Annotated in this window: 23 protein-coding genes and 1 pseudogene; 11 read left to right on the forward strand and 13 right to left on the reverse strand. The window is 70.1% G+C overall.

What is annotated here, in order from left to right; genetic code table 11:
• Window positions 1-76 precede the first annotated feature (76 nt).
• The 3 genes from H4W80_RS02205 to H4W80_RS02215 form a co-directional block, all read right to left on the reverse strand.
• Window positions 77-652, reverse strand: a complete 576-nt coding sequence (locus tag H4W80_RS02205; protein WP_192783519.1) for a small multidrug efflux protein — start codon at window positions 650-652, stop codon at window positions 77-79.
• An 83-nt stretch (window positions 653-735) separates the two neighbouring features.
• Complete coding sequence (locus H4W80_RS02210; RefSeq protein ID WP_318787597.1) at window positions 736-1593, reverse strand: alpha/beta fold hydrolase; 858 nt, start codon at window positions 1591-1593, stop codon at window positions 736-738.
• Between the two features lie 84 nt (window positions 1594-1677).
• Complete coding sequence (locus H4W80_RS02215; RefSeq protein WP_337959995.1) at window positions 1678-2697, reverse strand: GMC family oxidoreductase; 1020 nt, start codon at window positions 2695-2697, stop codon at window positions 1678-1680.
• A 72-nt stretch (window positions 2698-2769) separates the two neighbouring features.
• Between H4W80_RS02215 and H4W80_RS02220 the strand changes: the two genes are divergently transcribed.
• Together H4W80_RS02220 and H4W80_RS64325 are read left to right on the forward strand one after the other, a co-directional pair.
• Window positions 2770-3015: a hypothetical protein gene (locus tag H4W80_RS02220; protein ID WP_192783521.1), complete on the forward strand. Its 246-nt coding sequence runs from the start codon at window positions 2770-2772 to the stop codon at window positions 3013-3015.
• Window positions 3016-3054: 39 nt separating this feature from the next.
• Window positions 3055-3216, forward strand: a pseudogene (locus H4W80_RS64325) (hypothetical protein); the annotation flags it as partial.
• A 105-nt stretch (window positions 3217-3321) separates the two neighbouring features.
• Here H4W80_RS64325 and H4W80_RS02225 read toward each other — a convergent pair.
• From H4W80_RS02225 to H4W80_RS02235, 3 genes are all read right to left on the reverse strand, one after another.
• Complete coding sequence (locus tag H4W80_RS02225) at window positions 3322-4074, reverse strand: MerR family transcriptional regulator (RefSeq protein WP_192783522.1); 753 nt, start codon at window positions 4072-4074, stop codon at window positions 3322-3324.
• A gap of 31 nt (window positions 4075-4105) precedes the next feature.
• Window positions 4106-4930, reverse strand: coding sequence for a CPBP family intramembrane glutamic endopeptidase (locus H4W80_RS02230; protein ID WP_225963191.1), 825 nt, complete (start codon window positions 4928-4930; stop codon window positions 4106-4108).
• A 610-nt stretch (window positions 4931-5540) separates the two neighbouring features.
• Window positions 5541-6080, reverse strand: coding sequence for an MDR/zinc-dependent alcohol dehydrogenase-like family protein (locus H4W80_RS02235; RefSeq protein ID WP_378526406.1), 540 nt, complete (start codon window positions 6078-6080; stop codon window positions 5541-5543).
• A 365-nt stretch (window positions 6081-6445) separates the two neighbouring features.
• Here H4W80_RS02235 and H4W80_RS02240 point away from each other — a divergent pair, with 365 nt between their 5' ends.
• From H4W80_RS02240 to H4W80_RS02255, 4 genes are read left to right on the forward strand one after another with little or no spacing between them, the layout of a single operon-like run.
• A complete protein-coding gene (locus H4W80_RS02240) occupies window positions 6446-7378 on the forward strand; it encodes an ABC transporter ATP-binding protein (protein WP_192783524.1) in 933 nt (310 codons plus the stop codon).
• 20 nt (window positions 7379-7398) lie between these two features.
• Complete coding sequence (locus tag H4W80_RS02245; protein ID WP_318786666.1) at window positions 7399-8115, forward strand: ABC transporter ATP-binding protein; 717 nt, start codon at window positions 7399-7401, stop codon at window positions 8113-8115.
• Window positions 8116-8131: 16 nt separating this feature from the next.
• Window positions 8132-11302 carry an FtsX-like permease family protein gene (locus H4W80_RS02250; protein ID WP_192783526.1) on the forward strand — a complete coding sequence of 1057 codons (3171 nt, stop codon included), beginning with the start codon at window positions 8132-8134 and terminating at the stop codon, window positions 11300-11302.
• Window positions 11299-13410, forward strand: a complete 2112-nt coding sequence (locus H4W80_RS02255) for an FtsX-like permease family protein (protein ID WP_192783527.1) — start codon at window positions 11299-11301, stop codon at window positions 13408-13410. The genes H4W80_RS02250 and H4W80_RS02255 overlap by 4 nt, the downstream gene beginning before the upstream one ends.
• On the opposite strand, the gene H4W80_RS02260 is transcribed toward H4W80_RS02255, so the two are convergent.
• Window positions 13360-14031 carry a carboxylesterase family protein gene (locus H4W80_RS02260; protein ID WP_225963192.1) on the reverse strand — a complete coding sequence of 224 codons (672 nt, stop codon included), beginning with the start codon at window positions 14029-14031 and terminating at the stop codon, window positions 13360-13362. The two genes, H4W80_RS02255 and H4W80_RS02260, sit on opposite strands and share 51 nt — an antisense overlap.
• 209 nt (window positions 14032-14240) lie before the next feature.
• On the opposite strand from H4W80_RS02260, the gene H4W80_RS02265 reads away from it, so the two are divergent.
• Window positions 14241-14852, forward strand: a complete 612-nt coding sequence (locus H4W80_RS02265; RefSeq protein WP_192783528.1) for a TetR/AcrR family transcriptional regulator — start codon at window positions 14241-14243, stop codon at window positions 14850-14852.
• 215 nt (window positions 14853-15067) lie between these two features.
• Here the strand turns inward: H4W80_RS02265 and H4W80_RS02270 are convergent, their stop codons facing one another.
• The 4 genes from H4W80_RS02270 to H4W80_RS02280 form a co-directional block, all read right to left on the reverse strand.
• Window positions 15068-16207: a serine hydrolase domain-containing protein gene (locus H4W80_RS02270; protein WP_192783529.1), complete on the reverse strand. Its 1140-nt coding sequence runs from the start codon at window positions 16205-16207 to the stop codon at window positions 15068-15070.
• A gap of 183 nt (window positions 16208-16390) precedes the next feature.
• Complete coding sequence (locus tag H4W80_RS02275; RefSeq protein WP_318786667.1) at window positions 16391-17356, reverse strand: transposase; 966 nt, start codon at window positions 17354-17356, stop codon at window positions 16391-16393.
• Window positions 17337-17666 carry a transposase gene (locus H4W80_RS60030; protein ID WP_318786668.1) on the reverse strand — a complete coding sequence of 110 codons (330 nt, stop codon included), beginning with the start codon at window positions 17664-17666 and terminating at the stop codon, window positions 17337-17339. Before H4W80_RS60030 ends, H4W80_RS02275 begins: the two co-directional genes overlap by 20 nt.
• 151 nt (window positions 17667-17817) lie before the next feature.
• Window positions 17818-18675, reverse strand: a complete 858-nt coding sequence (locus tag H4W80_RS02280; RefSeq protein ID WP_225964403.1) for a LysR family transcriptional regulator — start codon at window positions 18673-18675, stop codon at window positions 17818-17820.
• Window positions 18676-18754: 79 nt separating this feature from the next.
• On the opposite strand from H4W80_RS02280, the gene H4W80_RS02285 reads away from it, so the two are divergent.
• The 4 genes from H4W80_RS02285 (at window position 18755) to H4W80_RS60035 (ending at window position 20569) form a co-directional block, all read left to right on the forward strand.
• The gene (locus H4W80_RS02285) at window positions 18755-19327 is read left to right on the forward strand and encodes a cysteine dioxygenase family protein (protein ID WP_225963193.1); all 573 of its coding nucleotides are present in this window, start codon (window positions 18755-18757) and stop codon (window positions 19325-19327) included.
• A 142-nt stretch (window positions 19328-19469) separates the two neighbouring features.
• Window positions 19470-19664, forward strand: a complete 195-nt coding sequence (locus H4W80_RS02290) for a VOC family protein (protein WP_465263732.1) — start codon at window positions 19470-19472, stop codon at window positions 19662-19664.
• 73 nt (window positions 19665-19737) lie between these two features.
• Window positions 19738-20244 (forward strand): pyridoxamine 5'-phosphate oxidase family protein, encoded by a 507-nt coding sequence (locus H4W80_RS02295; protein WP_225963194.1) that lies wholly within the window; start codon window positions 19738-19740, stop codon window positions 20242-20244.
• 91 nt (window positions 20245-20335) lie between these two features.
• Window positions 20336-20569: a dihydrofolate reductase family protein gene (locus tag H4W80_RS60035; RefSeq protein ID WP_225963195.1), complete on the forward strand. Its 234-nt coding sequence runs from the start codon at window positions 20336-20338 to the stop codon at window positions 20567-20569.
• Between the two features lie 146 nt (window positions 20570-20715).
• Here the strand turns inward: H4W80_RS60035 and H4W80_RS02305 are convergent, their stop codons facing one another.
• Together H4W80_RS02305 and H4W80_RS60040 are read right to left on the reverse strand one after the other, a co-directional pair.
• Complete coding sequence (locus H4W80_RS02305) at window positions 20716-21798, reverse strand: IS110 family RNA-guided transposase (RefSeq protein WP_192783531.1); 1083 nt, start codon at window positions 21796-21798, stop codon at window positions 20716-20718.
• Between the two features lie 479 nt (window positions 21799-22277).
• Complete coding sequence (locus H4W80_RS60040; RefSeq protein ID WP_225963196.1) at window positions 22278-22574, reverse strand: hypothetical protein; 297 nt, start codon at window positions 22572-22574, stop codon at window positions 22278-22280.
• Window positions 22575-22614: the final 40 nt, after the last annotated feature.

The raw sequence follows: 22614 nt of genomic DNA on the forward strand, positions 1-22614 counted from the left end.
CGAGCCGGCTGTCTCACCCCGGCCAGGGGCGGCCGCAAGGCGTCTCGGGCCACCCCCAGGCTGTGTCGGCGGTTGTTCAGACCGGAACGACGAGATGGAGCGCGAGCCAGGCCGAGACGGTCGCTATGGTCGTCCAGAGAACGATCGCTACAGCCTGCCAGAGCAACACCCACGCTCGCGGCGTCCCGCCGGCGACGAGCATCGCGGACATGAACTGGGTCGGGATGGCGAGAGGGCCGAGGAGGCTCGCGCCAGGAACCCCGAAACGGACAAGCCACTTCTTGAAGCGCTTGTGGCCCTTGGACTCGGGCTTGGCGGGCGTACCCTCCTGGTGAGCGGCGTCCGCCGCGGACTCGGGAACGCCCCTGGCTTCCCCGTCCGCCACGGTATGGGCCGTGCGGTGGTTCACGACGGCGGTGCGAGTCCTCGAGGTGAGGAATACCACGAGGAGAACGCAGATATAGTTCCCCGCGGCTGCGGCGATGCCCGTCACGATGGGATTGAGGCCCCCCACCACACCGATCAACGACGCCACCTCGCCCTCGATGAACGGGATCGCGCCGGCGAGCATCACAATGACAGGTTGGATGAACTCGGGGACCTGTCCCACGAGATCTTGGAAGCTGCTGACGAGTTGCTCAAGGGGATTCATGAGGGGACTCCTTGTGGGTGCAGACCGTTATGTCGAGCCACCTCGGCTCTGTTCCCAGTGGAAACCGCGTTCCCGGGACAGGGTCAAACCACCCGGAGCACGTGACCTTTCCTTCGCGCGACAGGGGTAGCGGAACGCACCTGAGGTGTATTCGGCGGGGCGTCGTCGGCGTGGGTCCAGAGCAGACCGTGCGGGGCGCCTTCGATCTCGACATAGTCGGCCTCGGGGAACGCCGCGTGGAAGCGACGCCCGGTGGCGTCGATGGGGAGGATGTTGTCCTTGGTGCCGTGCAGGATCAGCGCCGGCTTGCCACTGGCGCGCACCGCCTCGACGTCACCGCGGAAGTCCTCGATCCAGGACGGGACGACCGCGTACGCGGCGACCGGGGCGCTGCCGATCGCGACGTTCCAGCTGGCGGTGACGGCCTCCTGGCTGATCCGGGAGCCGAGGTTCTCGTCCAGGTTGTAGAAGTCCGAGTAGAACCGCGTGAACCAGGCGTACCGGTCGCCCTTCGCGGCCGCGGAGATGCCGTCGAACACCTCCTGTGGGACCCCCTCGGGGTTGTCGTCGCGGGCGACGAGGAACGGTTCGAGCGAGGCGAGGAACGCGAGCTTCGCTACTCGCTCATGCCCGTAGCGTGCCACGTACCGGGCCAGTTCCCCGGTGCCCATCGAGAAGCCGACCAGCACCACATCGCGCAGGTCCAGGGTCTCCAGGACCGTGTTCAGGTCCGCGGCGAACGTGTCGTAGTCATAACCGGAGCCGACCTTCGACGACTGCCCGAATCCGCGACGGTCGTAAGTGATGACCCGGTACCCGGACGCGAGGAGCTCGCGCGTCTGACGCTCCCAGCTGTGCCCGTTCAGCGGGTAGCCGTGGATGAGGACGACCGGTTGACCCGATCCCTGGTCCTCGTAATACAGTTGGTTGGCCCCGGGGATGAGGGCACCAGCATCGCATCCACTGCGGCGGTCCCAGGGTTCACAAACATTCGATCGAGCGGAACCGGTGTTCCCGCCACAGGGTCACCGGGACACGCCGTCCAGGATGAGATCGCCGGTGATCCAGCCGACCGCCATGCTCGGCGCGGCCGTGTTGCCACTCGGCAGCGTCGGCATGACCGAGGCGTCGGCCACCCGGAGCCGGTCCGTCCCGCGTACCCGCAGCTGGTCGTCCACGGCACCGCTGGGCCCGAGAGCGCAGGTGCCGATCGGGTGATTGATGACGGCGCCGTGTTCGAGCGAGTGCCGCACCAGGCCTTCCTCGTCCTCGCTCTTCGGCAGGTCGGCACTGCTCGCGATCGATGCGAACGGCTCGGCCGCCACGATCTCCCGGAACCGGGCGAAGCCGGCGACGAGGAGCTTGCGGTCGTGGTCGGTGGACAGATAGTTCGGAACGAGCCGGGGAGCATGCTCGAGCCCCGGGCCAGTGATGTGGATCGACCCGGTGCTGGTGGGCGAGTGCGGGTAGAAACCCACCGCCGCGCCGCCGATCCGGGCTGGTGCCCCGTCGTGGCCGGGCACGACGAAGGGATAGAAGAGCAGATCCGTGTCCGGGGCCGACGCGCTCAGGTCCGACTTCAGCACCGCCGCCACCGTGGCCGTGCCGAACGGCAGGACAGCGGAGCCGCCCGGGACCTCGCTGAACTGCGTCATGAACGCTATACCGCGGTGCTGCCGGAGGTTGCCGCCGATGGCCCGGTTCCCCGCGACCATCGGCACGCCGGCCGCAGCGAGCACCCGCGGGTCGCCGACACCGCTGCGCTCGAGCAGCAACGGACTCTCCAGTGCGCCGGCGCAGACGATCACTTCGCGGCGCGCCGAAAAACTGACCACGCCCTCGGGGACAACCGCCTCCACACCGGTCGCGGTCGCGCCGTCGAAGATGATGCGCCGAACCTCGCAGTGCAGGACAAGTCTGACGTTCGGCCGGTCTATGGCCTCGTGCAGATAGGCGCGCGCCGCGCTCATCCGCCTGCCGTCGGCCACCGACACGGGAGCGTAGGCGGCACGCTCCCGCTGAGCTGGGAGGCATGCCAGCCGCACCTGGCCACCTGCTGCGCCGAGGTCGGCCTGCCTGGCACGGCCTCGGAGTTCGTGACGCAGATGAAGACCCGTATGAAGGACGTGGTCGCGGCCGTGGATGCGAGCTACCCGGACAACGCCGACCTGATCATCGACGAACAGGGCCGGCCCTCGCTCAAGGCCCGCAAGTCCGCCGGGAACAGCGCCGAGGTGCTCAAACTGGCCACCGCCGTCAAGGACCGGCTGCCGGAACGCTCGCTGCTGGACCCGGACCACCCGGCACCTGCGCTGGTTCCATCATTTCGGGCCGCTGTCGGGATCGGAGGCAAAGCCGGCTGACCCGCTGGAGCGCTACCTGCTGGCGGCCTTGCCTACGGCTGCAACCTCGGCGCCGCCCGGGCCGCCCGGCACCTGGGCGGCCGCATCAGCGCGCACGAGCGGTCCTACACCGTGCGCAAGCATGTCACGCTGGTCGCCTTGAACAAGGCGATCGCCGATGTGGTCAACACCTGCCTACGCTTGGATCTGGCCCGGTTGTCGGGGGGAGGGCAACGCGGTGGCCGCTGGCGGCACCAAGTACGACATCTATGCCGACAATCTGATCGCCGAGTTCGGTGTGGGAGGCGGTCTACATCATTGAGGGGGTCACCGGGCGTCGTCGCCGGTGTCGGCACCGTCGTCGTCGGCCTTGTGGAGCAGGTGCGCTCGACGGAGCACGTCGACCTGCGCGGGGTTGTAGAGCGCTCTGAGGGCGTGACCGGCGGCGCGCCGCGCCGCCTCGGCCTGGCCTGGCGTGGTGGCCCGCGGTTCCAGCGTCACGCCGTGTGCGGTGGCGCCCGGGACGATGAAGGGCGCGAGCTGCTCGGCGAGGGCCTGCCTGGTGGCATCGTCGGCGTCTTCGGGCAGGTCGCGGAACGTCTCGTCGAGATCGTCGTTCGGGTGTGCCTCGAGCGTGCGGCGCAGTACCTGCATCGACTCCTCCGAGAAGAGCTGGGCGTAGATCGTCAGCAGGGCGCGGTCGTTGTCGCGCAGGTCCTGGACGAGGCCGCTGAAGCTGGTCGGCACCTCCGGTGACGCACCCGGCTGCGCCAGGATGGCCAGCTCTTGCCGGATGCTCTCCAGCCGCCGGACCGTCGCCTCGAGCTCGGCGTCGACGGTCCGGAAGACGGAGGCCTGCCCTTCGCCGCTTGTGCCCATCTCGGCCACCTGCGCGAGCGGCACACCGAGCGCGGTCAGGCGCTTGATCTGCAGGAGCCGCGTCAGGTGGTGCACCTCGTAGCGCTTGTAGCCGTTGGGCTCGCGGTCGGGCTCGTCGAGCAGCCCGACCTGGTGGTAGTAGCGCACTGTCTTGACCGTGATGCCCGCCAGGTTGGCGATCTCGCGTGTGCTCCAGGTCATGGGGTCCTCACCTTGTCGTCCGGGGCCGGTTCTAGGTCGTGATCCGGGTACGTCGCTCGCGCACCCAGACGAGGACGACCATGGCGATGTTGACGGCGGCGAGGATCAGCAGGGCCGCGTCACCGGTGTCGGTGGACCGGTCGATGGTGTATCCCTCGCCGTCTGCCATCAGCGTGTTGACGCTCGAGAACAGGACGTTGTTGGCGATGTGGAACGCGGCCGGCGCCTCGATGCCGCGGCTGATGATCGCCATCAGTCCCGTGGCAACGCCGATGAAGGTGTAGTAGCCGAACAGCCAGGGGTCGCTGGAGCCGTGAACGACCGCGAAGGCCAGGCTGGAGACCACCAGACCGACGGCGAGGGCCGGGCGGACCGCGCGTACCCAGGACGCGGCGGCGGGCAGCACGGCGCTGCGGAACATCAGCTCCTCGCCGACGGACTGGAGCGGGGTGCTCAGCACGGTGATCACCAGCATGAGGATCGTCGTTCCGGAGACACCGAACGCGACCCAGCCCGGGGACTCGGGGGCGACCAGCGCCACCACGCCGATGCCGGCGCCCACCAGCAGGGCCGCGCCGAGCAGGTACTGCGCCAGGCGTCGACCGTCGAACGTCCGTGGTGAGCTGATCAGGCTGCGCCACGGTACCTTCGCCAGCCGTGCCAGCAGCAGGATCGCCACCACGCCCGAGATGCCCACGCTCAGGTTGATGGCCAGGAGTTTCAGCGGGGTGAAGGTGGCGGACATCGGGTCGTCGCTGCCCTCGATGACGCCCACGACCTGGTACAGCAGGATCTGCAGGAGCACCATCACGACCGGCGGCACGAGGAGGACGACCAGCGGCCTCCACCAGCTCATGCGGACGTGGGCACCGAACGGCCGGGAGCCGTCGACACCAGGCTCGCGACGTCCGGGTGCCGGGTCATCGGCCTGGTGCGGTGAGCTCGGGCGCGCTGGCGTGGCAGGGGTCTGGCCGGGTTCTGGCGCGGACATCGGGCGGTCCTCCTGGGTCGAGATGGTTGTTCCGCGCCCTAGGGAACACCGTGCCCTGGGGACACACTCAAGCGGTGTATCGCTCGAATATTGAGGTGCCTGGCCTGAGCTGCGGTTATGCGGCGTGGTGGTATTCGTTGATCGTGCCCGCAACGACGGGTTTCGACGGATGGATCGCAGGTCGTCGAGGTCGGTCACGTGCCGGGTAGGCACGCGGGTCAGGTGGCGTTCGTTGAGGATCAGGATCCGGTCCAGGAGTTCACGGCGCACAGTGCCGATAACGCGCTCGCGGATGGCGTTCATCCTGCAGCGGTCGTACGGACGTTCGCCGACCCCGCTTTTGGCTGTGTGCCGGCCCCACCCCTTGACCGCCAGAAGGTGGGCGCGCGAACTGACCCGAACTCCTTGGTACCCGAGATCGAGCTGAAGGGCCAACAGCCGTCCAGCGTGGGGCCAGAGCAGTGGCCGTGCCCGCTCAGCTCAGGTCCGACATGTCGAGGACGAAACGGTAGCGGACGCCGTTGCGGCGGAGGCGGTCGAGGGCCTCGTTCACCTGCGCCGAGGGCAACAGCTCGATGTCGGCGGTGATGCCTTTGCCGGCGCAGAACTCCAGCATGGCGGCGGTCGCGGGACGGCCTCCGCTGCCCGCTGAGCCGAGTTTCTTGCGTCCCACGAGCAGGTCCATGGTCTCCACGGTGACCGGTCCGAGGTGCCCGAGGGCGCTGAGCGTGCCGTCCAGGGCGACCATGCGCAGATACGGTCCGAGGTCGTGCGGGGTGGAGATGGTGTCGATGACCACGTCGAACCGGTCGCGGGCCGCGGCCGGCTGCTCCGGGTCCGTGGAGGCGAACCGGTCGCGGACGACGTACTCGCGGGAGAATCCTCCCATGGTGGCCGATCCGTCCCGCAGGTCGGTGCCGCCGTAGGTCAGGGTCGGGAACGCGTGACAGAAGTTCTCCTGACCGCCCCGGCACCAACGGCTGCCCTGCCGCGCCGTCGTGGTCGCGCAGCGCATGCAGGTCGCTGTGGCAGACGCCGCAGCAGCCGATCCGCACGGCAAGATCGTCGGGGCGCAGGTCGTCCGGGGCGGGGCACAGTGGGCCGGCGGTCGAGAAGCTCGTGACGGCACGACTGCACCAGGATGCGGCAGAAGATCAGACAGAAGAGGCGGAGCGCCACGAGCTCGAGCATGCCCGGCCCAGGCCACTGCTCCGACCGGTAAGCCAAGCAAACCCGCAGCTCACGACCGTGAACGGAGTATCGGCACCCTTCACGCGAGCGCACGGTGAGATCCGCGGTGTGAAAGGGTCTTGGGGTCCGATTTGCGAGGACGATAGAGTCTGGCCCTGAGGCAGAGCCGTGCCGGGGTTGAGGAGGGGGATGTCCATCACGCCCTTGTCCCTGCCGCAGCCTCCTGCGAAGGCGCCGGAGTTCGGACGAGACGCGCTGATCGTTTGCGAGAGTCTGGTGCGGATCTACCAGTCCGGGTCGGTCGAGGTGCAGGCACTGCAGGGGCTGGACCTGGTCGTGGACAGCGGGGAGATGGTGGCCGTCGTCGGAGCGTCCGGGTCGGGGAAGTCGACGTTGTTGTCCATCCTGGCCGGGGTCGACGCTCCGACCGCCGGGCGGGTGCGGGTCGATCAGTGGAATCTGCTGGACATGTCGCGGGCCGATCGTGTCCGGTATCGGCGGCACACCGTGGGACTCGTACGCCAGCAGACGGCCGCCAACCTCATCCCGTACCTGACCGCGCGGCAGATGGTCGACCTGCCGATGACAGCGGCCCGCACTCCCGGCCGGGTACGCCGCAGGCGCGCTGCCGAGTTGCTGGACCTGCTCGACGTCGCCGAGTGCGCCGAGCGGCGGCCCGCGCAGCTGTCCGGCGGGCAGCAGATGCGGGTGGCCATCGCGGTGGCCCTTGCCAACGAGCCCAGGGTGCTGCTGGCCGATGAGCCGACCGGGGAACTGGACAGCGCCACGTCGGCCGCGGTGTTCGGGCTGTTACGGGAGATCAACCGGCGGCTGGGCGTCACCGTCGTCATCGTGACCCACGATCCCGCGGTCAGCGGGCAGGTGGAGCGGACGGTGGCGATTCGCGACGGGCGCACGAGCAGCGAGGTGTTGCGGCGTACCGCCACCGGAGACGACGGCGCCCCGCAGGTGATCGCCGAGGAATACGCGGTGATGGACCGGGCAGGGCGGATTCAGGTGCCGCGCGACTACCGGGAGGCGCTGGCGTTGACGCGACGGGTCCGGCTGGTGCTGGAGGCCGATCACGTCGCGATCCGTCCCGACGGCGGCGGGGCCGGATGAACGGCGGGCCCCTGGTCAGGGTGCGTGGCGTTCATCGCCGGTACGGCAGCGGGGCGACCGCCGTGCACGCGTTGCGGGATGTGACGTTCGAGCTCGCGGCCGGCACCATGACCGCCCTCGTCGGGCGGTCCGGCTCCGGCAAGACCACGCTGCTCAACATCATCGGCGGCCTGGACCGCCCGGACTCCGGTACGGTCCTCGTCGACGGAACGGACGTCACCGCTCTCGACGAGGACGGCCTGTCCCTGCTACGGCGGGAGAAGGTCTCGTACGTCTTCCAGACCTTCGGCCTGATCCCGGTGTTGTCGGCCGCGGAGAACGTGGGTGCCCCGCTGCGGCTGGCCCGCGTACCGCCGGTGGAGCGTGAGCGGCGGGTCGCGCTGCTGCTGGAACTGGTCGGGCTGGCCGCTCATGCCGAGCAGCTACCCGCTGAGCTGTCCGGCGGGCAGCAGCAGCGGGTGGCGATCGCCCGGGCGCTGGCCGCCTCGCCCCGGCTGCTGATCGCGGACGAGCCGACCGGGCAGCTGGACGCCGAGACCGGTCTGTCGGTGATGGCACTGCTGCGCGGGGTGGTGGAGTCCGAGGGGGTGACGGCGCTGGTCTCCACGCATGATCCGACGATGCTCGCGCTGGCGGATCGGGTGATCCGCATCAACGACGGGCATCTCGACGAGCATCCCGGCATGCACTCTGATGGGCGGCTCGACGAGCGCTCCAACGGCCGGGGCGATTCGTGATCAGTAAGAGTGGTCCGTGCTGAGGCTGGTCGCCCGGCGAGCCCGTGCGCAATGGCCGTTGCTGGCAGCCCTCCTGGCCGTCGCCGTGGTCGGCCCCACGCTGCTGGGCACCTGCGCCCTCCTGCTCACCCGTACCGCCGAGCAGGCGCTGGAGACCGCCGCCTCCCGCGCCACCGCCGACCAGATCGACGTCACCGCCTACACCGTCACCATTCGCGGCGAGCACGCGAGATCCGTCGCCGACGACACCCTCGGCGTGCTGACCTCGGCCCTCGCTCCGTTCGCGACAACGACGGCCGCGCGCGCGTCGTCCGCGATGCGGTCGCTCCCCGGCGCCGGTGTTCCGGCTGTGGCGTACCTGTCGGGGATGGAGGACCTGCCGGCCCGCACCCGGCTGGCCGCCGGACGCCTGCCGCGGGCGGGTGCCGCGCCGACGGAGGCCGTTGTCCTGGAAAGCACCGCACGGCAGCTCGGCCTGAGCGTCGGCAGCCGGGTCCGCCTCGGCAGGGAGTTGGCCGACGATCCCGACCAGAGGATCGAGGTGAGCGTGGTCGGGGTCGTACGCCCGCTGCCGGGCACCGGCTGGGACCGTGACCCCCTCGCCGCCGCCGGATTCGATCCGGCCTACCGCGACGGCCGCTCCGCACAGCCGGTTCACGCGTACGGGCCGTTCATCGTCGACCTCGCCGACCTGCTCGGCGGCGGCTCCACCCTCGACCGGCTCGAGATCAGCGCCCACCCAGACCTGTCCGCCCCCGCCGGCCGTGACCTCGACACCGTCACCCAGGCCGTGCTCGGCGCCGACCGCCGGCTGGGGCAGACGCTCGGCGACCGGGTACGGATCCAGCGAGTCGCCTCCCGACTGCCCTCGACCCTGCTGGCCGCCCGCGATCAGCAGCGGGTCACCACGGCCGCCGTGCTCGCCGTCGCCGCCATCGGCCTCGTCCTGACCGCGACCGCCCTCGCCCTCGCCGGTCGGCTCAGCGCCGGTGTGCGCGGCGAGGAGACCGCCCTGCTGTCCGCGCTGGGCGTCGGCCGCGGTCAACTCGCCGCCGCCGCGCTCGTCGAGGCCGGCGCGCTCGCCGTGCTCGCCGCCGCGGTCGCGATCCCGGCCTCGTCCGCCCTGCACGCCGGGCTGACCCGGCTGCCGCCGATGGCCGGGGCCGGGCTCGCCACGCCTTTCGGCGTGAACGCCGTACAGGTGCTGTCCGTCGCCGGCGGCGCGCTGACGCTGGCGGTGGTGCTCGTCGTGCCCTCGCTGCGGACCTCCTCCGGAGGTGTGCGCGGGCGGCGGGAGCTGCTCGCCCGATCCGGCGCCGATCTGCTGCTCGTGGCGCTCGCCGCCGTCGGCTGGTGGCAGCTACGCGATCAGCCGACCGGTTCGGGGTCTCCCGTCGACGCCGTACGAGTGCTCGCTCCCGCGCTGCTGCTCATCGCCGGATCCGCGGTGGCGTTGCGCCTGGTGTGGCCCGCGTTGCGCGCTGCGGAACGGCTGGCCGGCCGGGCTCGCGGGCTGATGGTTCCGCTGGCCGCGTTCGAAGCCGCCCGCAGGCCACAGGCGGTCGCGGCGGGGCTGCTCATCGGGCTGGGCTGCGCGGCGGCCACGTACGGGATCGGGTTCGACGCCACGTGGCAGCGCTCCCAGCAGGACCAGGCCGATCTGTCCGTCGGCACCGATCTCGCGCTCACCCTCACCGCTCCGCCCGCCGCCGGGCAGGGCCCGGTGGTCGGCGCGGCCAGCGGGGGAGAGGTGAGCCCGGCCACCGATCGTGGCGTCGCGGTCGGGCAGTGGCTCGGCGGCGCCGGTGACCCGCCGCGGCTGATCGCCGTGGACACCACGCGTGCCGGGGCGCTGCTGCGCGGACGGCTGAACGACGGACGCACCTGGAACGCTGTGGGCGCCGCTCTCGCGCCGCCGACGCGCGCCGCCGGTGTTCCCGTCCCGGCCGGAGCCGCGCTCTCCCTGGTCGCCAACGCGACCGGTACGACGCCGCTCACCGTGACACCCCGGCTGCTGTTCCAGGATGCGACAGGGCTGCGTACGCCTTGCACTGGTGCACCCATCCCGCTCGACGGCAAATCGCATCCGCTGCCGGACTGCGCGACGGCCGAAGGGCTCCGGCTGGTCGCGGTGTCCCTTCCGTTCGCGATCGCGACGGGGAACGTCGGCACCGGCCACTCCGATGCCCTGGCGGACCCCCCGACGGGGGACAGCCGCGTCGCCGTGACTCTCACCGTGGCGGGAACGGCCTCTGGGGCATCGCCCTGGACCGCCACCTCGGCCGGGCCGGCCCCCGGGCAGCTCGGCAATCCGGCCGTCGCCCTGACCAGCACCTCCGCGGGCACCGAGCTCAGGATGACCACGACCGTCGCGCTGAAGGGCCCGCCGGACGCCGCCAGGAACCTGGTCGCCACTGCTTTCCCGGCCCCGGGACCGGTGCCCGTCGCCGTCTCCGCCCGCTTCGCCGACGAGGTGGACGCCCGGCGCGGCTCCCGGCTCGACCTCACCGTCGGCCTCACCCCCGTACAGGTCAGCGTGGCCGAGGTGCTGCCGGCCGTGCCGTCCGCTCCGGGTGCCGCCGCCATCCTGGCCGACTTCGACGCCCTCTCCCGTGCCCTCGCCGTCAGCGGCGACTTCGACGTGCCCGTGGACGCGTGGTGGGTCGGCCATCCCGCCAGAGGCGATGCGGCCGATCTCCGCCTCGGCAGCGTCACCACGCGCGCGTCCGAGACCGCCCGGCTCTCCGGCGGCCCGCTGCGGGCCGGGCTCCCGGCCGTGCTCCGGCTGCTCGTACCGGCCGCAGTGCTGCTGATGATCGCCGGGATCGTCCTGCACGTGACGTTCGACCTGCGGGCCCGCGCGGTCGAGATGGCGCGCCTGCGGGGTATCGGGATGACCCGGCGCGAGATCCGTACTGTGCTGCTCGGCCAGCACGTCGGCATCCTGCTGCCGCTGCTCGCGGCGGGCGCGATCGTCGGCGCGCTGGCCACCCGCGTCGTCGCGCCTCTGCTCGTCCGCTCCGATACCGGCGCCGCTCCCGTTCCCGAGGTACTGCCCGTCTGGCCGTGGGCCGCCGAGGCCGCCCTGCTCACCGGGCTGCTGGCCGGGTGCGCGCTGGCGGTGAGCGCGGTGGTCGTCGTCCAGGCCCGGCTTGCCGATGCCGCGTATCTGCGGGTGGCGTCGTGAGGATCCCGGCGCCGCACTGGCCCAGCGTCGCCGGCCGCGCCCGCTCGGACGCCGGGCCGCTGCTCCTGGCCGCCGTCGTGGTGGCGGTCGTCACGCTGCTCGCCGGCGCGATGCCGCCGACGTTGTCCGCGACCGCCGACGCCGCCGTACGGGACGCGGTACGCAGGACCGGCGGCGACCTCCAGGTCCACGCCCGCATGGAAGGCGACGACGGGCCGGACGGCAGCCGCGTCCGGCACCCCCGCCTCGCCGAGGACGTCGACGACTTCCGAGCCCGGGCGACGGACGAACTCGGCCCCGGCCTGCGCGCCGCCCTGCGTCCACCCGTCGCCACCGTCACCAGCCCCACCCTCAAGATCACCGATGGCAGCGTGCTGCGTACGTTCCAGCTCGCCTATGTGGCCCGCGACGGTGGGCCCGACGTGACCTGGATCGCGGGCGGCCCGCCCCGGCCCACCGCCTCCGCGACGGCGGAGGTTCCCTACGGCGCGCCGCCGTGGCCGGTGCAGGTGGGCCTGTCGGAGGCGGACGCCGCCGCTCTCCAGCTCCGTCCCGGCGCCCGCATCCCGCTGGCAGACGACCGGGGGAATGTCAAGAAGGTCCAGGTCAGCGGCATCTTCCGGCCTCGGGACAGCGCCGATCCCGCCTGGCGGCTCCTCCCCTCGCTGCTGAGTCCCGTCGCCGGCGCGGACGGCACGGGAAGCACCCGGTTCGCCGGGCTGCTGTCACGCGACTCGCTGCCCGACGCCCGGCTCGCCTTCGGCCAGGACGAGTTGCGGCGTACCGTCTCGTTCACGCCCGACCCGACCCGGCTCACCTGGGACGCGGTCCCGTCGGTCGCCGCGAAGGTGGTCGCGCTCAAGGCGGCCTCCGGCTCCTCCGGCGCCCGGGACGGCTCGCTGAAGTGGGAGACCCGGCTCGACGGGGTGCTGCGGAACGTGAGCTCCCAGGTCGACGCCGCGTCCGCACAAGCGTCCGTCCTGCTCATCACCCTGCTCGCCGTCGCGATCCTGGTCCTGCTGCTCGCCGCCGACCTGCTGGTACACCGCCGTGCTCCCGCCCTGGCCGCCGCCCGGCAGAGAGGGATGTCGCTACCGGTGATCGGTGGCGAGCTGCTCCTCGAATCCGCCGTGATGGCGCTGCTGGCCGCGGCGGCCGGGCTCGGCCTGGCCCGGGCCGTCGCGCCGGGGGTCTCCTGGGAGTGGGTGGCTCCCGTGGTGGTCACCGCCGTCGCCGCCGGACCGGCGTTCGGCACGCTCACCGCCGCCCGCGCCACCCGGGATCGCCGCGTCCCGGCCAACCGGAGTGCGCGGCGGTGGTTGCGTAACACCGTACGACTGCGGCGGGCCGCCCTTGAGACCGGGGTGCTGGCGGCCTCGTCCGGCGCCATCGTCGCTCTGTACCAGCGTGGAGCCGGTGGCGGGGTGCTGCCTGCGAGCGCGCCTGCGCTCTGCGCGCTCGCAGGCGCGCTCATGCTGGCGCGGGCGCTGCCCCTCGCGATGCGCTTCGTGCTCAGGCGGCTTCTGCGGTCGAGCCGGCCGCTGGCCGTGTTCGGGGCCGCGAGGGCGGCGGCGACCTCTGCCCGGGTGCTACCGCTGCTGGTGCTCGTGACCTCCGTGGCCTTGGCCTCGTACGCTCTCACCTTTGGTGCCGCTGTCGGCCACGGGACTGCGGATGGGCCGCTGGCCTCCGGACTGCTGCGGTTGGCGTGGGTCTCGGCTGCAACCCTGCCGGTTCTGGGCCTGCTGGGGCTCGCTCTCGGCACGGCAGCCGGCGCGCCGGAGCGATGGCAGACCCTGACCCGGCTGCGCACCCTCGGGCTGCGGCCCCGGGAGGCTCGCTGGGTCGCCGCGGGAGAACTGCTGCCGCCGGTGGTGGTCGCCGCTGTGGGCGGTCCGCTGCTCGGGGTGCTGCTCGCCCGCCTGACGTTCGGCTCGCTCGCCCTGCGCCTGCTCACCGGCGCCGATCCGGCCCTGGCGTTGCCGTGGTGGGGGCTCGGCCTGGTGGCGGTCGTGTTCCTGGCGGCCGTCGCCGTCATGGTGCCGGTCGAATCGGCGCTACGCCGCCGACGACGGCTGAGCGAGGTACTCCGCGCGGGCGACGGCTGAGCTGCCGGGATCTCCGCCGAACGCGGCGATGTTGGCGCGCACCCAGCGCAGCGCCGCCACCTGGTCCTGCAGGCCGAAGTTACTGCTGTCGCCGAGCTCGGGGTGGGCGAAGAAGCCGAACACGCCGAGCCGGTAGTTGACCGTCACGACCACGATGTCTCCGGCCTTGACCAGCCGGGCCGGGTCGTAGATCGAGCCGGCGCCGGTGATGAAACCGCCGCCGGGCACCCAGACCATGACCGGCCGCCCCTTGCCGGGCCGGACGGGTGTGGTCACCTCCAGGGTCAGGCAGTCCTCGCTCTGCGGGGTGCCCTTCGGCATATCAGGCGCCTCCAGCTGCATGCACGCCGGTCCTGCCTTCGTCGCGTCGCGGGTGCCGGTCCAGGAACTCGCCGGCTGGGGTGACTGCCAGCGCCGCTCTCCGGTGGGCGAGGCCGCGTACGGGATGCCGCGAAAGCGGCGGACCCCATTCTGATTCGTGCCCTGGACCTTGCCCGACGCCGTCACGACGACTGGGTCGGAGATGTCGTCGGCATGGGCGGGGGTGCCGCCCGCCACGAGCATCCATGCGCTTGCCAGCAGGGCGAGGATCGCGGCCGGTGCTGGTGTGCGGCCGGTCATCGCGCCGGATGGCACCTTGTGCTCCCAGGACCAGCAGCAACATGCCAATGATCAGCACGGTGACGTGCTTCATGTGTGCTTTGTCTCCCATCGCCCCGAAGGGCCGTGACGGCAGGCGTGAACACGCCCTCCACAGTTTGTGGTGCGATCGAACCATAACATCGGTCTTGGTACGATCGCACCACAAACGAGTCGCGAGGACGGATGGCATGCCACGACAGGTGGACCACGACCAGCGCCGCCGCCAGATCGCAGAAGCTGTCTGGCGCCTAGCCACCCGCGGTGGCCTGGAAGACGTCACCCTGAGGCAGGTCGCCGCGGAGGCTGGGGTTTCCGCCCGGCTGCTGCAGTACTACTTCGGCACCCGCGACGAGCTGCTGCTCGGCGCGCTGGAGATCCTCAACGACGACGCCGAGCAGCGGGCCCGCGAACGCCTCGCAAAGCTCGGCGAAGCGCCTGGCATGCACGCGATTGTGCGCGGAGTGCTGTTCGAGCTGCTCCCGCTGGATGAGGAACGGCGCAGCCGGCACCTGGTGTACGCCGCCTACTTCGTCCGCTTCCTGACCGACCCCGCCCTGGCCAAAGTCGCCCAAGGCGCACCGCGCGCGCTGGAGAACCTGGTCACCGGCCTGCTCGTGCAAGGGCAGCAGTCCGGCCAGGTACCCCTGAACATCAACGCCGCGGCCGAGGCCGCGTTCCTGGTGGCAGGCGCCGAGGGGATGCAGTCCAGCGTTCTGCTGAGGCAGCGGTCCGCCGAAGACGCCATAGCCATGATCGACCACCAACTTGCCCGCATCTTCACCACGACCAACTCCGCATGACCCCACCTCCGCAACCCCGTCCTCGCCCGTCACCCGCCGAAAGCCCACCTGACCGTTGCCGCGATCACGCTCATGACCAGGCGGCTGACCAGGAAGAAGCCGCAGGCATGGACCAGAAAGCCAGCGTCCACGCCACAGGCCGCCTGAAGGGGGTGTCGCTGGGCTCAGGAGGCGTGGCGGATCCGAACGACGCGAGAGAGTGCACCGCCGCCTATTTATCTGGTGTTGCACAGAGCCCGGTTGACAAGCCGGTCGACGGCGGCCTCGATCTGCAGAGCGCGCTTTGCCGAATCGAAGCGCTCAGTTGAAACGGAGATCACAACACTGCGTTTCCCGTCAGCGGTGACACCCGTTCTGGTCATGAAGCCGAGGATGTCCCCCCCGTGCCCCAAATACGTGCCGCCACAAGGCAGTGGGCGTTGCACCAGGCCGAGTCCGTAGCGGGCACCTGGCCAGATTCGCTGCAACTCCCTGGCAACGGGGACGGTTTTGCGCATCTCGGCAAGCTCCACGGGCCGCAGGAGTTTGCCGCCGAGCAGGGCCGTGAAGAAGCGATCGAGGTCTGCTGTGGTGGAGATGAACCCGCCCGAGGCGTCCGCGTCGCGATGCCGGGTGGTGTCGACGAATCCCTCGCTGGTCTTGAACACGCTGTACCCACGCGCATGGGGCCGCGGCAGCTCGGCCGATCCCGCAGGCCAACGCGTATGCTTCAGGCCCAGCGGCTCGATGACGCGCCGCTTCACCTCCTCATGCCAGGGGCGGCTGGTCGCCTGCTTAACGATCAGGCCGAGAGCGGCGTACCCGGTATTGGAGTAAAGCCAGCCCTTGCCGGGTGCGAAGGCCGGCTTGTGGCGCATCGCCCTGGAGATGACCTGCTGCGGGGTGTAGGTGTCGTGCCAGTGGCGGCGGTATTGGTGGGAGGACGCGATGGCGGTCGGGTACGGGTAGTCATCGATGATCCCGCTGGTGTGCTGGAGCAGGTCGCGGACGGAGATCTTCCGCCCGTCGTTGCCGCGCCCTTTGATCAGCCCGGGTAGCCACCTGTCCACAGTGTCGTCGAGTGACAGCTTCCCCTCGCCGGCCAGTTGCAGCACCACGGTGGCGACGAAAGCCTTGTTGCTGGAGCCGATCCGGAAATATCCGTTCAGCGGCACCGGGCTCTTCGTCCGGAGATCGGCGACGCCAGCCATCGCGACCATGCTCCTGCCCTCGCCCGTGACACGCGCCTGCACCCCGGCGACTCCGCTGGCGACGATCCTCTCAACATCCCGCCGTAGGTCCGGCTGGCCGTATTGGGGTGCGACATTGATCGCGGTGATCAGCGCGGCGACCATTGCCAAATGTGTGACGAACATGATCTTTTCTTTCCGTCGGCATACGTGATCGGGCGCGTTCCACGATCGCGGCAGGCACGCATGTCGACATCGGCCATTCGACTGATCCGGGCTGGACGATCGGCCGATCAACTACGAGAAGTACTGCGATGGAGATCGTTTCGAGTCGGCCCGGGGTTCAGAGACACCTTCTTAGCTTGTTCTTTATCCTCCGGATTGTTGTAGTGCTGCGAGGGTGCGGCCGCGTTTGACGGTCTTGCCCACGTCGTAGCGGGGTGCGGGTCGGCGATTGGGGATCCCGGGTGGACGTCCTGGGCCGGGTCTGGAGGGTTTGGGTGCACCGGCCGGTTGGGTGAGTGCGGTGCGCAGGTTCCGAAACCCGCGCCGGACCCGGGCGGGCGTGAGTTGACCCCGCGAAGCCGGTGTCTCCCATGGGTGACGAAGGTCCTCGGTCAGACGGCGAGCCAGGCGCAGCTGGGTGTGAACGATGATGAGCAGCCACGTCCAGCGGTCGGCGGATTGGGCGGCGCGCAGCTCGGGCCGGGTCCAGCCGAGAGTCTGCTTCCAGAAGCGGTAGGTGTGCTCCAGGTCGAACCTGCGCAGGAACGCCTGCCAGCAGCGGTCCACGTCCGCGCTGGTGGCGCCGGTCTTGGAGGACCACAGCCAGACCGGTGGGGCGTCCCGGTCGCCGGGCAGGTGCTCGACCTTCAGCCGGATCAAGGTGCCCTCGATGAGGGGCAACTCGCCTTCGTGATCGAGCCAGGCCGCGCGATGCGTCAGCCGGGGATGCAGCCGGTCCCAGGCTGTGGTCTCGGCCTTGCCGTAGTGCGTGGTGTCCGTCGCGGTGGTCACCACCGGTTCGGGCCAGGTGGCGGGATCGGCCAGGGCGAACTCGCCGCCGTGCTTGGGCGGCCGGCCGCCCTTGGGGTGATAGCGGCGCGGTGGGGCGGGCAGGCGCAGCACTCGGTCGGAGCGGATGCGGCCGAGCAGTTCGACGGGCAGGTCGCGCAGGACGTAGGCCAGGCGGGTGATGTCGTAGCCGGCGTCGGCCACGATGAGCACGTCCGGATCCCCGCTGCGCCACTGGCCGGAGGCGATCAGCCGTTCGATGACGCCGCGCAGTTGGGCGGCGGTGACGGCGGTGGCGTCGTCAGCCGGTCCCAGTCGCACCACATCCAGCGGCGCCGTCCAGGACGTGCGGCCAGCGCGGTAACGGCAGCGAGGCCAGCACTTCACGGAGCTGTTGCACGTTGATCCGACCGTGGTTCAGGCTGCCGTACAAGGCACCGTGCCCGCGCCGGTACTCCGGCGACAAGGTCGGATTCACCGGCGAATGCACCGGCCCCCACTCGCACAACAGCGCGTCGGCCAGCTCGAACAACGCATCGGCCCGTGCCCTGAGGCAGGCGTAGACGTTGTTCCGGAACCGAGACAGCACTCTGGAGGACTCGACACCGGCGGCATCACTCAGCAGACTCACCCTCACGGCCTGGCGGCCTTCGAAGGTGATGGCGAAGGCGTTCAGGGCGGCTTTCCAGCGGGGCCGGTCGCCCTGGGGGTTGGGCCGCGGCCTTGAGGTAGGCGCGGATCGCGGAGGAAGAGTGCGGCCGGGGGGAGTTCGTCGTCATGCTCTATGTGGTCGTCCTGAGGATCTTGAGCAGGGCGGTGGTCGCGGGCGGGTCCGGCGGCTCGCCGTAGGTGACGGCGAAGATGTGCCGGGCGTTGCCCGGGATCTCGGTGGCGTGCACCCCCGGCGTGCGGTGCGCCTGGAGTGCGAGCCCAGGCAGGGTGGCGACCCCCATGCCGGCCGCCACGAGCGTCTGGACCACGACCATGTCGTCACTGCTGTACGCGATCCGCGGCGTGAAGCCCGCTTGCCGGCAGGCGGCGACCATCGTCGCGCGGCACCGCTCGCACCCGCCGACCCAGGCTGAGTCGCGGTGGTCTTCCAGACGCTGGCCTGGCTCGCGGCTGATCAGGTAGAGCGGGTCGTCCAGCAGGTGGGTCAGCCGGAAACCCTCCTCCTCGTCCGGGGTGTCGGCGTGCCGGAACACCAGGGCGAGGTCGACGTGCCCGGCGCGCAACATCCGCAGCCCCTCGACCGGGTGCACGTCGACCAGGTTCAGCTCGATGCCTGGGTACGACGCGGACAGTTCGGCCGCCGCCTTGGGGACGATCGTACTGAGGACCGTCTGGAAACCGGCGACCCGGACCCGCCCGGCCCGGAGCCCGACGTGGGCGGCCATCTCGGCGGAGGCCGCCTCCACCCGCCCGACGATCTCCCTGGCCCGTTGTGCCAAAACCTCGCCTTCGGGGGTGAGCCGGATGCCGCGGCCCACGCGCTGGATGAGCCGGGCCCCGATCGAGGACTCCAGCCGCCCGAGGTGGTGGCTGATCGAGGGCTGGGAGTAGTGCAGCTCCCTGGCCGCCTCGGTCACCGACCCGTGACGGGCGACGGCCTCGAGAACCCGCAGGTGCGTCAGGTTCATCACGTATCAAGTTTATCTATAGGACGCGGGCGTCTTTGGCATTAGACGTCATGACCGCCGAGGGGCCAGCATCGTTGCCATGACCGAGCAGATGACCGCCCCCGCCGACACTTCCCCCGCAGACACCACCTCCACCGACTCGCCGCCCAGGCCCGGCCTGGCCGAGCTGGTCGCACGCATCCGGTCGCGCGCCCGCCGGCAGGCGGACCCGCGCACCATCGCCGAACAGGTGGCCGAAGTCCTGGCAGAGACCGAACCGGACGTGGACCTCCTCACCGTGGCCGAACGGGCCGGCTCGCCCGACGGCTACACCCGGCACACCCTGCACACCGAGGCGGCGTTCTCGGTGTCCGCGGTGGTGTGGCGGCCGGGCCAGGTGACGGAGATCCACGACCACCTGGTGTGGTGCTCGTTCATGGTGCTCCAGGGCGCCGAGACCGAGACCCTCTACGACATCGACGGCGACCGCCTGGTCGAGATCGGCGAACGGCACCGGGCCGCCGGCTCGGTCAGCGGCGTCGCCCCGCCCGACGACATCCACCGGGTCCGCAACACCGGTGAGACGGTCGCGATCACGCTGCACGTGTACGGCGCGGACCTCAGCAACGGCACCAGCGTGCGCCGCACCTACGAACAGCGCCATGATCGCTGACGGAAAAACTCGGGACACGAGCCGTCGAGGATGTCCAGAACGCGGTTCCGGCTCCGTCCCAGGGATGCCGGCGGCCACGAACCGGCCGTGTGACGAAGGCGAATCAGCATGACGATTCAGCGGATGGACAACGTCCTCATCGTTGTCGACGACCTCGACGTCGTCATCGCGTTCTTCGTGGAGCTCGGCATGGAGCTGGAGGGCAAGGCGCCGGTCGAGGGGCGTTGGCGGCGCCGAGCTCGTCGGCACGCTGGAGCAGTACGAGAACAGCTACCGGCTCTGCTACGTCCGCGGCCCCGAGGGCATCGTCGTCGGGCTGGCCCAGCAACTCGGCTGATGGCCCCTCGCGGCTGACCAGGGCGATCGCCCGCAACCGCCCTCGATCGTCCCTAAAAAAGATCACGGAGGAAATGACTGTGGAACCGCACGAGGTCACCGAGGTTCTGAACCGGCCGATCAGCCAGGAGCTGCTGGCCCGTGACGTGATTCGCATGGCGTACGTCGCCAAGGACGGCACGCCCCGCAACATCCCGATCATCTTCGCCTGGAACGGCACGGAGATCGTCGTGTGCACGCCGAAGAACGCGCCGAAGCTCCAGTCTCTGCGCGAGAACCCGATGGTGGCCTTCACGATCGACACCGAGTCGCATCCGCCGAAGATCCTGCTCATCCGGGGACGGGCCGAGCTGGACTACGTCGACGACATCCCGCAGGAGTACCTGCAGTCGACCAGCACCTACGAGATGACACCCGAGCAGCGGGTCGTCTGGGAAGCGGAAGTGCGCTCCCTCTACATCGACGGCATGGTCCGCGTCGTGGTCACCCCGACCTGGGCGAAACTGATCGACTTCGAGACGACCCTGCCGAGCCCGGTCGAGGAACTCATCCGCCAGCGAGCCGAACGTCAGAGCGCCTGAGCGCCCGCACGAGAATCCACGCGCGGTTCCGTACTTCGTCTCCGCCGAGCCCTTCTCCAAAACCAACGACATAGCGTTCAAGAACCGCGTGATGGGGCTGATCGACGCGGTCGACACGCTGGTTCTCGGCGCGAACACCTACGCCCAGTCCACGGGTTGGGCAACCGCCGAGGACCAGGGCGAATACGGCGAGAAGCTCAACAACCTCACCAAGTTCGTCGCCTCCTCCCGACTGGAAAAGGCGCCCTGGGGCGACTTCCCCGCCGCGACCGTCACGCGCGCCCCGGCCGCCACCATCCGGGCGCGTTTTCGAGGATCGGCATGACCTGAAGCTGGTCGAGGCCACCTCGTTCGAAAACGGCGTGGTAGTTCTGCGCTACGAGATCAAGAAATAGGCGGAAGGTCCGCGCTTTCGAAGAATCGAACGCCGGCGATGCTGATCGTGGAGTTGGCCCGATGCTCCTATGGTTGTCAAGCGGCACTACGAAGATCGCTAGTTGGGTTGGTCTTGCTGGTGAGAGCTTTGAAGAGCTCGCGGGCGATGTAGCGCTTGAGGCAGCGTCGGATCTCGGCTTTGGACTTGCCATCGGCGGTGCGGCGGTCGACGTATGCGCGGGTTCGGGGGCACCAGGCCATGCGAGTCAGCGCGATCATGTGAAGGGCACGGTTGGCCTGGCGGTCGCCGCCTCGGGAAAGCCGATGTCGGGTGGTCTTGCCGCTGGAGGCGGGGATGGGTGCCACGCCGCACAGGGCCGCGAAGGCACTCTCGGAGGTGAGCCGGTCGGGATTGTCGCCGCAGGTGGTCAGAAGCTGGGCAGCGGTCTCGACCCCGACACCGTGAATGCTCAGCAGATCCGGCCGAGCCCTGGCGATCAAGGCCTTCAGCTGAAGGTGGAGACCATCGATCTCGGCGGTAAGGGCCTGATAGCGGCGCGCCAGGCTGCGCAGGGCTAGCTTGGCGCTCTGCTCGGGGGCAGCCAGATCGCCGGCTGGTCGCAGGCGGGCGCACGCGCGGGTCAATGGCTCAGCGCCCAGTCCGGGTAGGCGTTCGCGAAGGCTGGCGGGTGCGGTGACGAGCAGACCGCGCAACTCGTTGAGGCAGGCCGTGCGCGCCTTCACCGCACCGGAGCGCGCGAGGTGGATGACCCTGATGGATTCCACGATCCCGTCGCCGCTCTTGGGCCGCGCCGTGGCCCGTCCCGCCAGAACGGCGTCGGCGGCCGCATAGGCGTCCAGCGGGTCGGACTTGCCCACATTGCGGCGCTGTCGCCGATCTGGCCGGTTGACCTCGATGACGACGATGCCCCCGGCACGCAGGTGACGGGCTAGAGCGGCACCGTAGGAGCCGGTGCCCTCAACACCGACGGCATGAAGCCGGCCGAACGAGCGCATCCACTCCACTAACTGCTCATAGCCTGCGCTGGTGGCCGGAAACTGGGCATCAGCAATCCGGCCGCCGTTCATCATCACCACTGCGGCGTGGTGGGTGTTGGCGTGGGTGTCGACTCCGCCGACGATCCGTCGTTTCTTCGTCTTCTTTTCGCCTCGTGCCATCCTGGATCAGCCACCTTGATGAGAGTGCCTCGGGTGGCGCGCGCCGGGCCGGTGAGCGGACAGACCAGTGATGAGACTGATTGCGGCAGGCTCCTATTAAGTCACGGGCACTGGCCCGGCAACACGTCAGACAGGCGCCCTCAGTGAAGCCGACAGATCGGGCCAAGGACACTCGTTTCCGAAGTCAGGGTTTGGTCGGGTCAGAACCCCACGAGAGCACCTGCCCCTCTAGTCTCACTGGTTTGGTGGACGCCTGATCTCTGGGGAACCCTGGTCCCCGGAAGAAGGAGTCTGCTGTGCCGAACAACTATCCGCCGGAGTTTCGCCGGCAGATGGTGGAGCTGGTGCGCGCGGGAAGGACGCCGGAGGAGCTGTGTCCCTGCCGATAATGTCATCCGTGCAGGTCATCGGGCTTCCCTGACCGCGACCGACATGCGCCGGCTCTGGCGTTCGAAAGGGGCAGGGCAACGGCAGGATGATCACTTGTGTTTTTTCGCCTGGCCTACCTTGCCGTCACGAACGTCTTTGCCGCGCCGAGGTTGTTGCCGCTGGGCGATCGGGGCAAGGACGTCGAGATTCTTGCCTTGCGTCACCAGATCACCGTTCTTGAACGGCAGCTCGGCGCGGACACCAGGGTGAGGTTCGCTCCCGAGGACCGAGCCTTCCTCGCCGCGCTCCTGCCATCGCTGCCCCGCGAGGTCTTGTGCCGGCTGCGGCTCCTCGTTCGCCCGGACACCGTCCTGCGCTGGCGCCGCGATCTGCTCAAGCAGCGGCACGCCCGCACCTGTCGGCCGAAACGACCTGGGCGTCCGCCCA

This window comes from Nonomuraea angiospora (assembly GCF_014873145.1).
Classification (GTDB): Bacteria; Actinomycetota; Actinomycetes; order Streptosporangiales; family Streptosporangiaceae; genus Nonomuraea; species Nonomuraea angiospora.

What these genes read in the sequence shown, in the direction of transcription:
- H4W80_RS60035 (WP_225963195.1), top strand. Translation starts at nt 20,336, where the DNA reads ATGGGGCTGATCGACGCGGTCGACACGCTGGTTCTCGGCGCGAACACC.
- H4W80_RS02260 (WP_225963192.1), bottom strand. Translation starts at nt 14,031, where the DNA reads ATGACCGGCCGCACACCAGCACCGGCCGCGATCCTCGCCCTGCTGGCA.
- H4W80_RS02280 (WP_225964403.1), bottom strand. Translation starts at nt 18,675, where the DNA reads ATGAACCTGACGCACCTGCGGGTTCTCGAGGCCGTCGCCCGTCACGGG.
- H4W80_RS02235 (WP_378526406.1), bottom strand. Translation starts at nt 6,080, where the DNA reads ATGCGCTGCGCGACCACGACGGCGCGGCAGGGCAGCCGTTGGTGCCGG.
- H4W80_RS02295 (WP_225963194.1), top strand. Translation starts at nt 19,738, where the DNA reads ATGACTGTGGAACCGCACGAGGTCACCGAGGTTCTGAACCGGCCGATC.
- H4W80_RS02265 (WP_192783528.1), top strand. Translation starts at nt 14,241, where the DNA reads ATGCCACGACAGGTGGACCACGACCAGCGCCGCCGCCAGATCGCAGAA.
- H4W80_RS02220 (WP_192783521.1), top strand. Translation starts at nt 2,770, where the DNA reads ATGAAGGACGTGGTCGCGGCCGTGGATGCGAGCTACCCGGACAACGCC.
- H4W80_RS02270 (WP_192783529.1), bottom strand. Translation starts at nt 16,207, where the DNA reads ATGTTCGTCACACATTTGGCAATGGTCGCCGCGCTGATCACCGCGATC.
- H4W80_RS02240 (WP_192783524.1), top strand. Translation starts at nt 6,446, where the DNA reads ATGTCCATCACGCCCTTGTCCCTGCCGCAGCCTCCTGCGAAGGCGCCG.
- H4W80_RS02225 (WP_192783522.1), bottom strand. Translation starts at nt 4,074, where the DNA reads ATGACCTGGAGCACACGCGAGATCGCCAACCTGGCGGGCATCACGGTC.
- H4W80_RS02285 (WP_225963193.1), top strand. Translation starts at nt 18,755, where the DNA reads ATGACCGAGCAGATGACCGCCCCCGCCGACACTTCCCCCGCAGACACC.
- H4W80_RS02305 (WP_192783531.1), bottom strand. Translation starts at nt 21,798, where the DNA reads ATGGCACGAGGCGAAAAGAAGACGAAGAAACGACGGATCGTCGGCGGA.
- H4W80_RS02205 (WP_192783519.1), bottom strand. Translation starts at nt 652, where the DNA reads ATGAATCCCCTTGAGCAACTCGTCAGCAGCTTCCAAGATCTCGTGGGA.
- H4W80_RS02230 (WP_225963191.1), bottom strand. Translation starts at nt 4,930, where the DNA reads ATGAGCTGGTGGAGGCCGCTGGTCGTCCTCCTCGTGCCGCCGGTCGTG.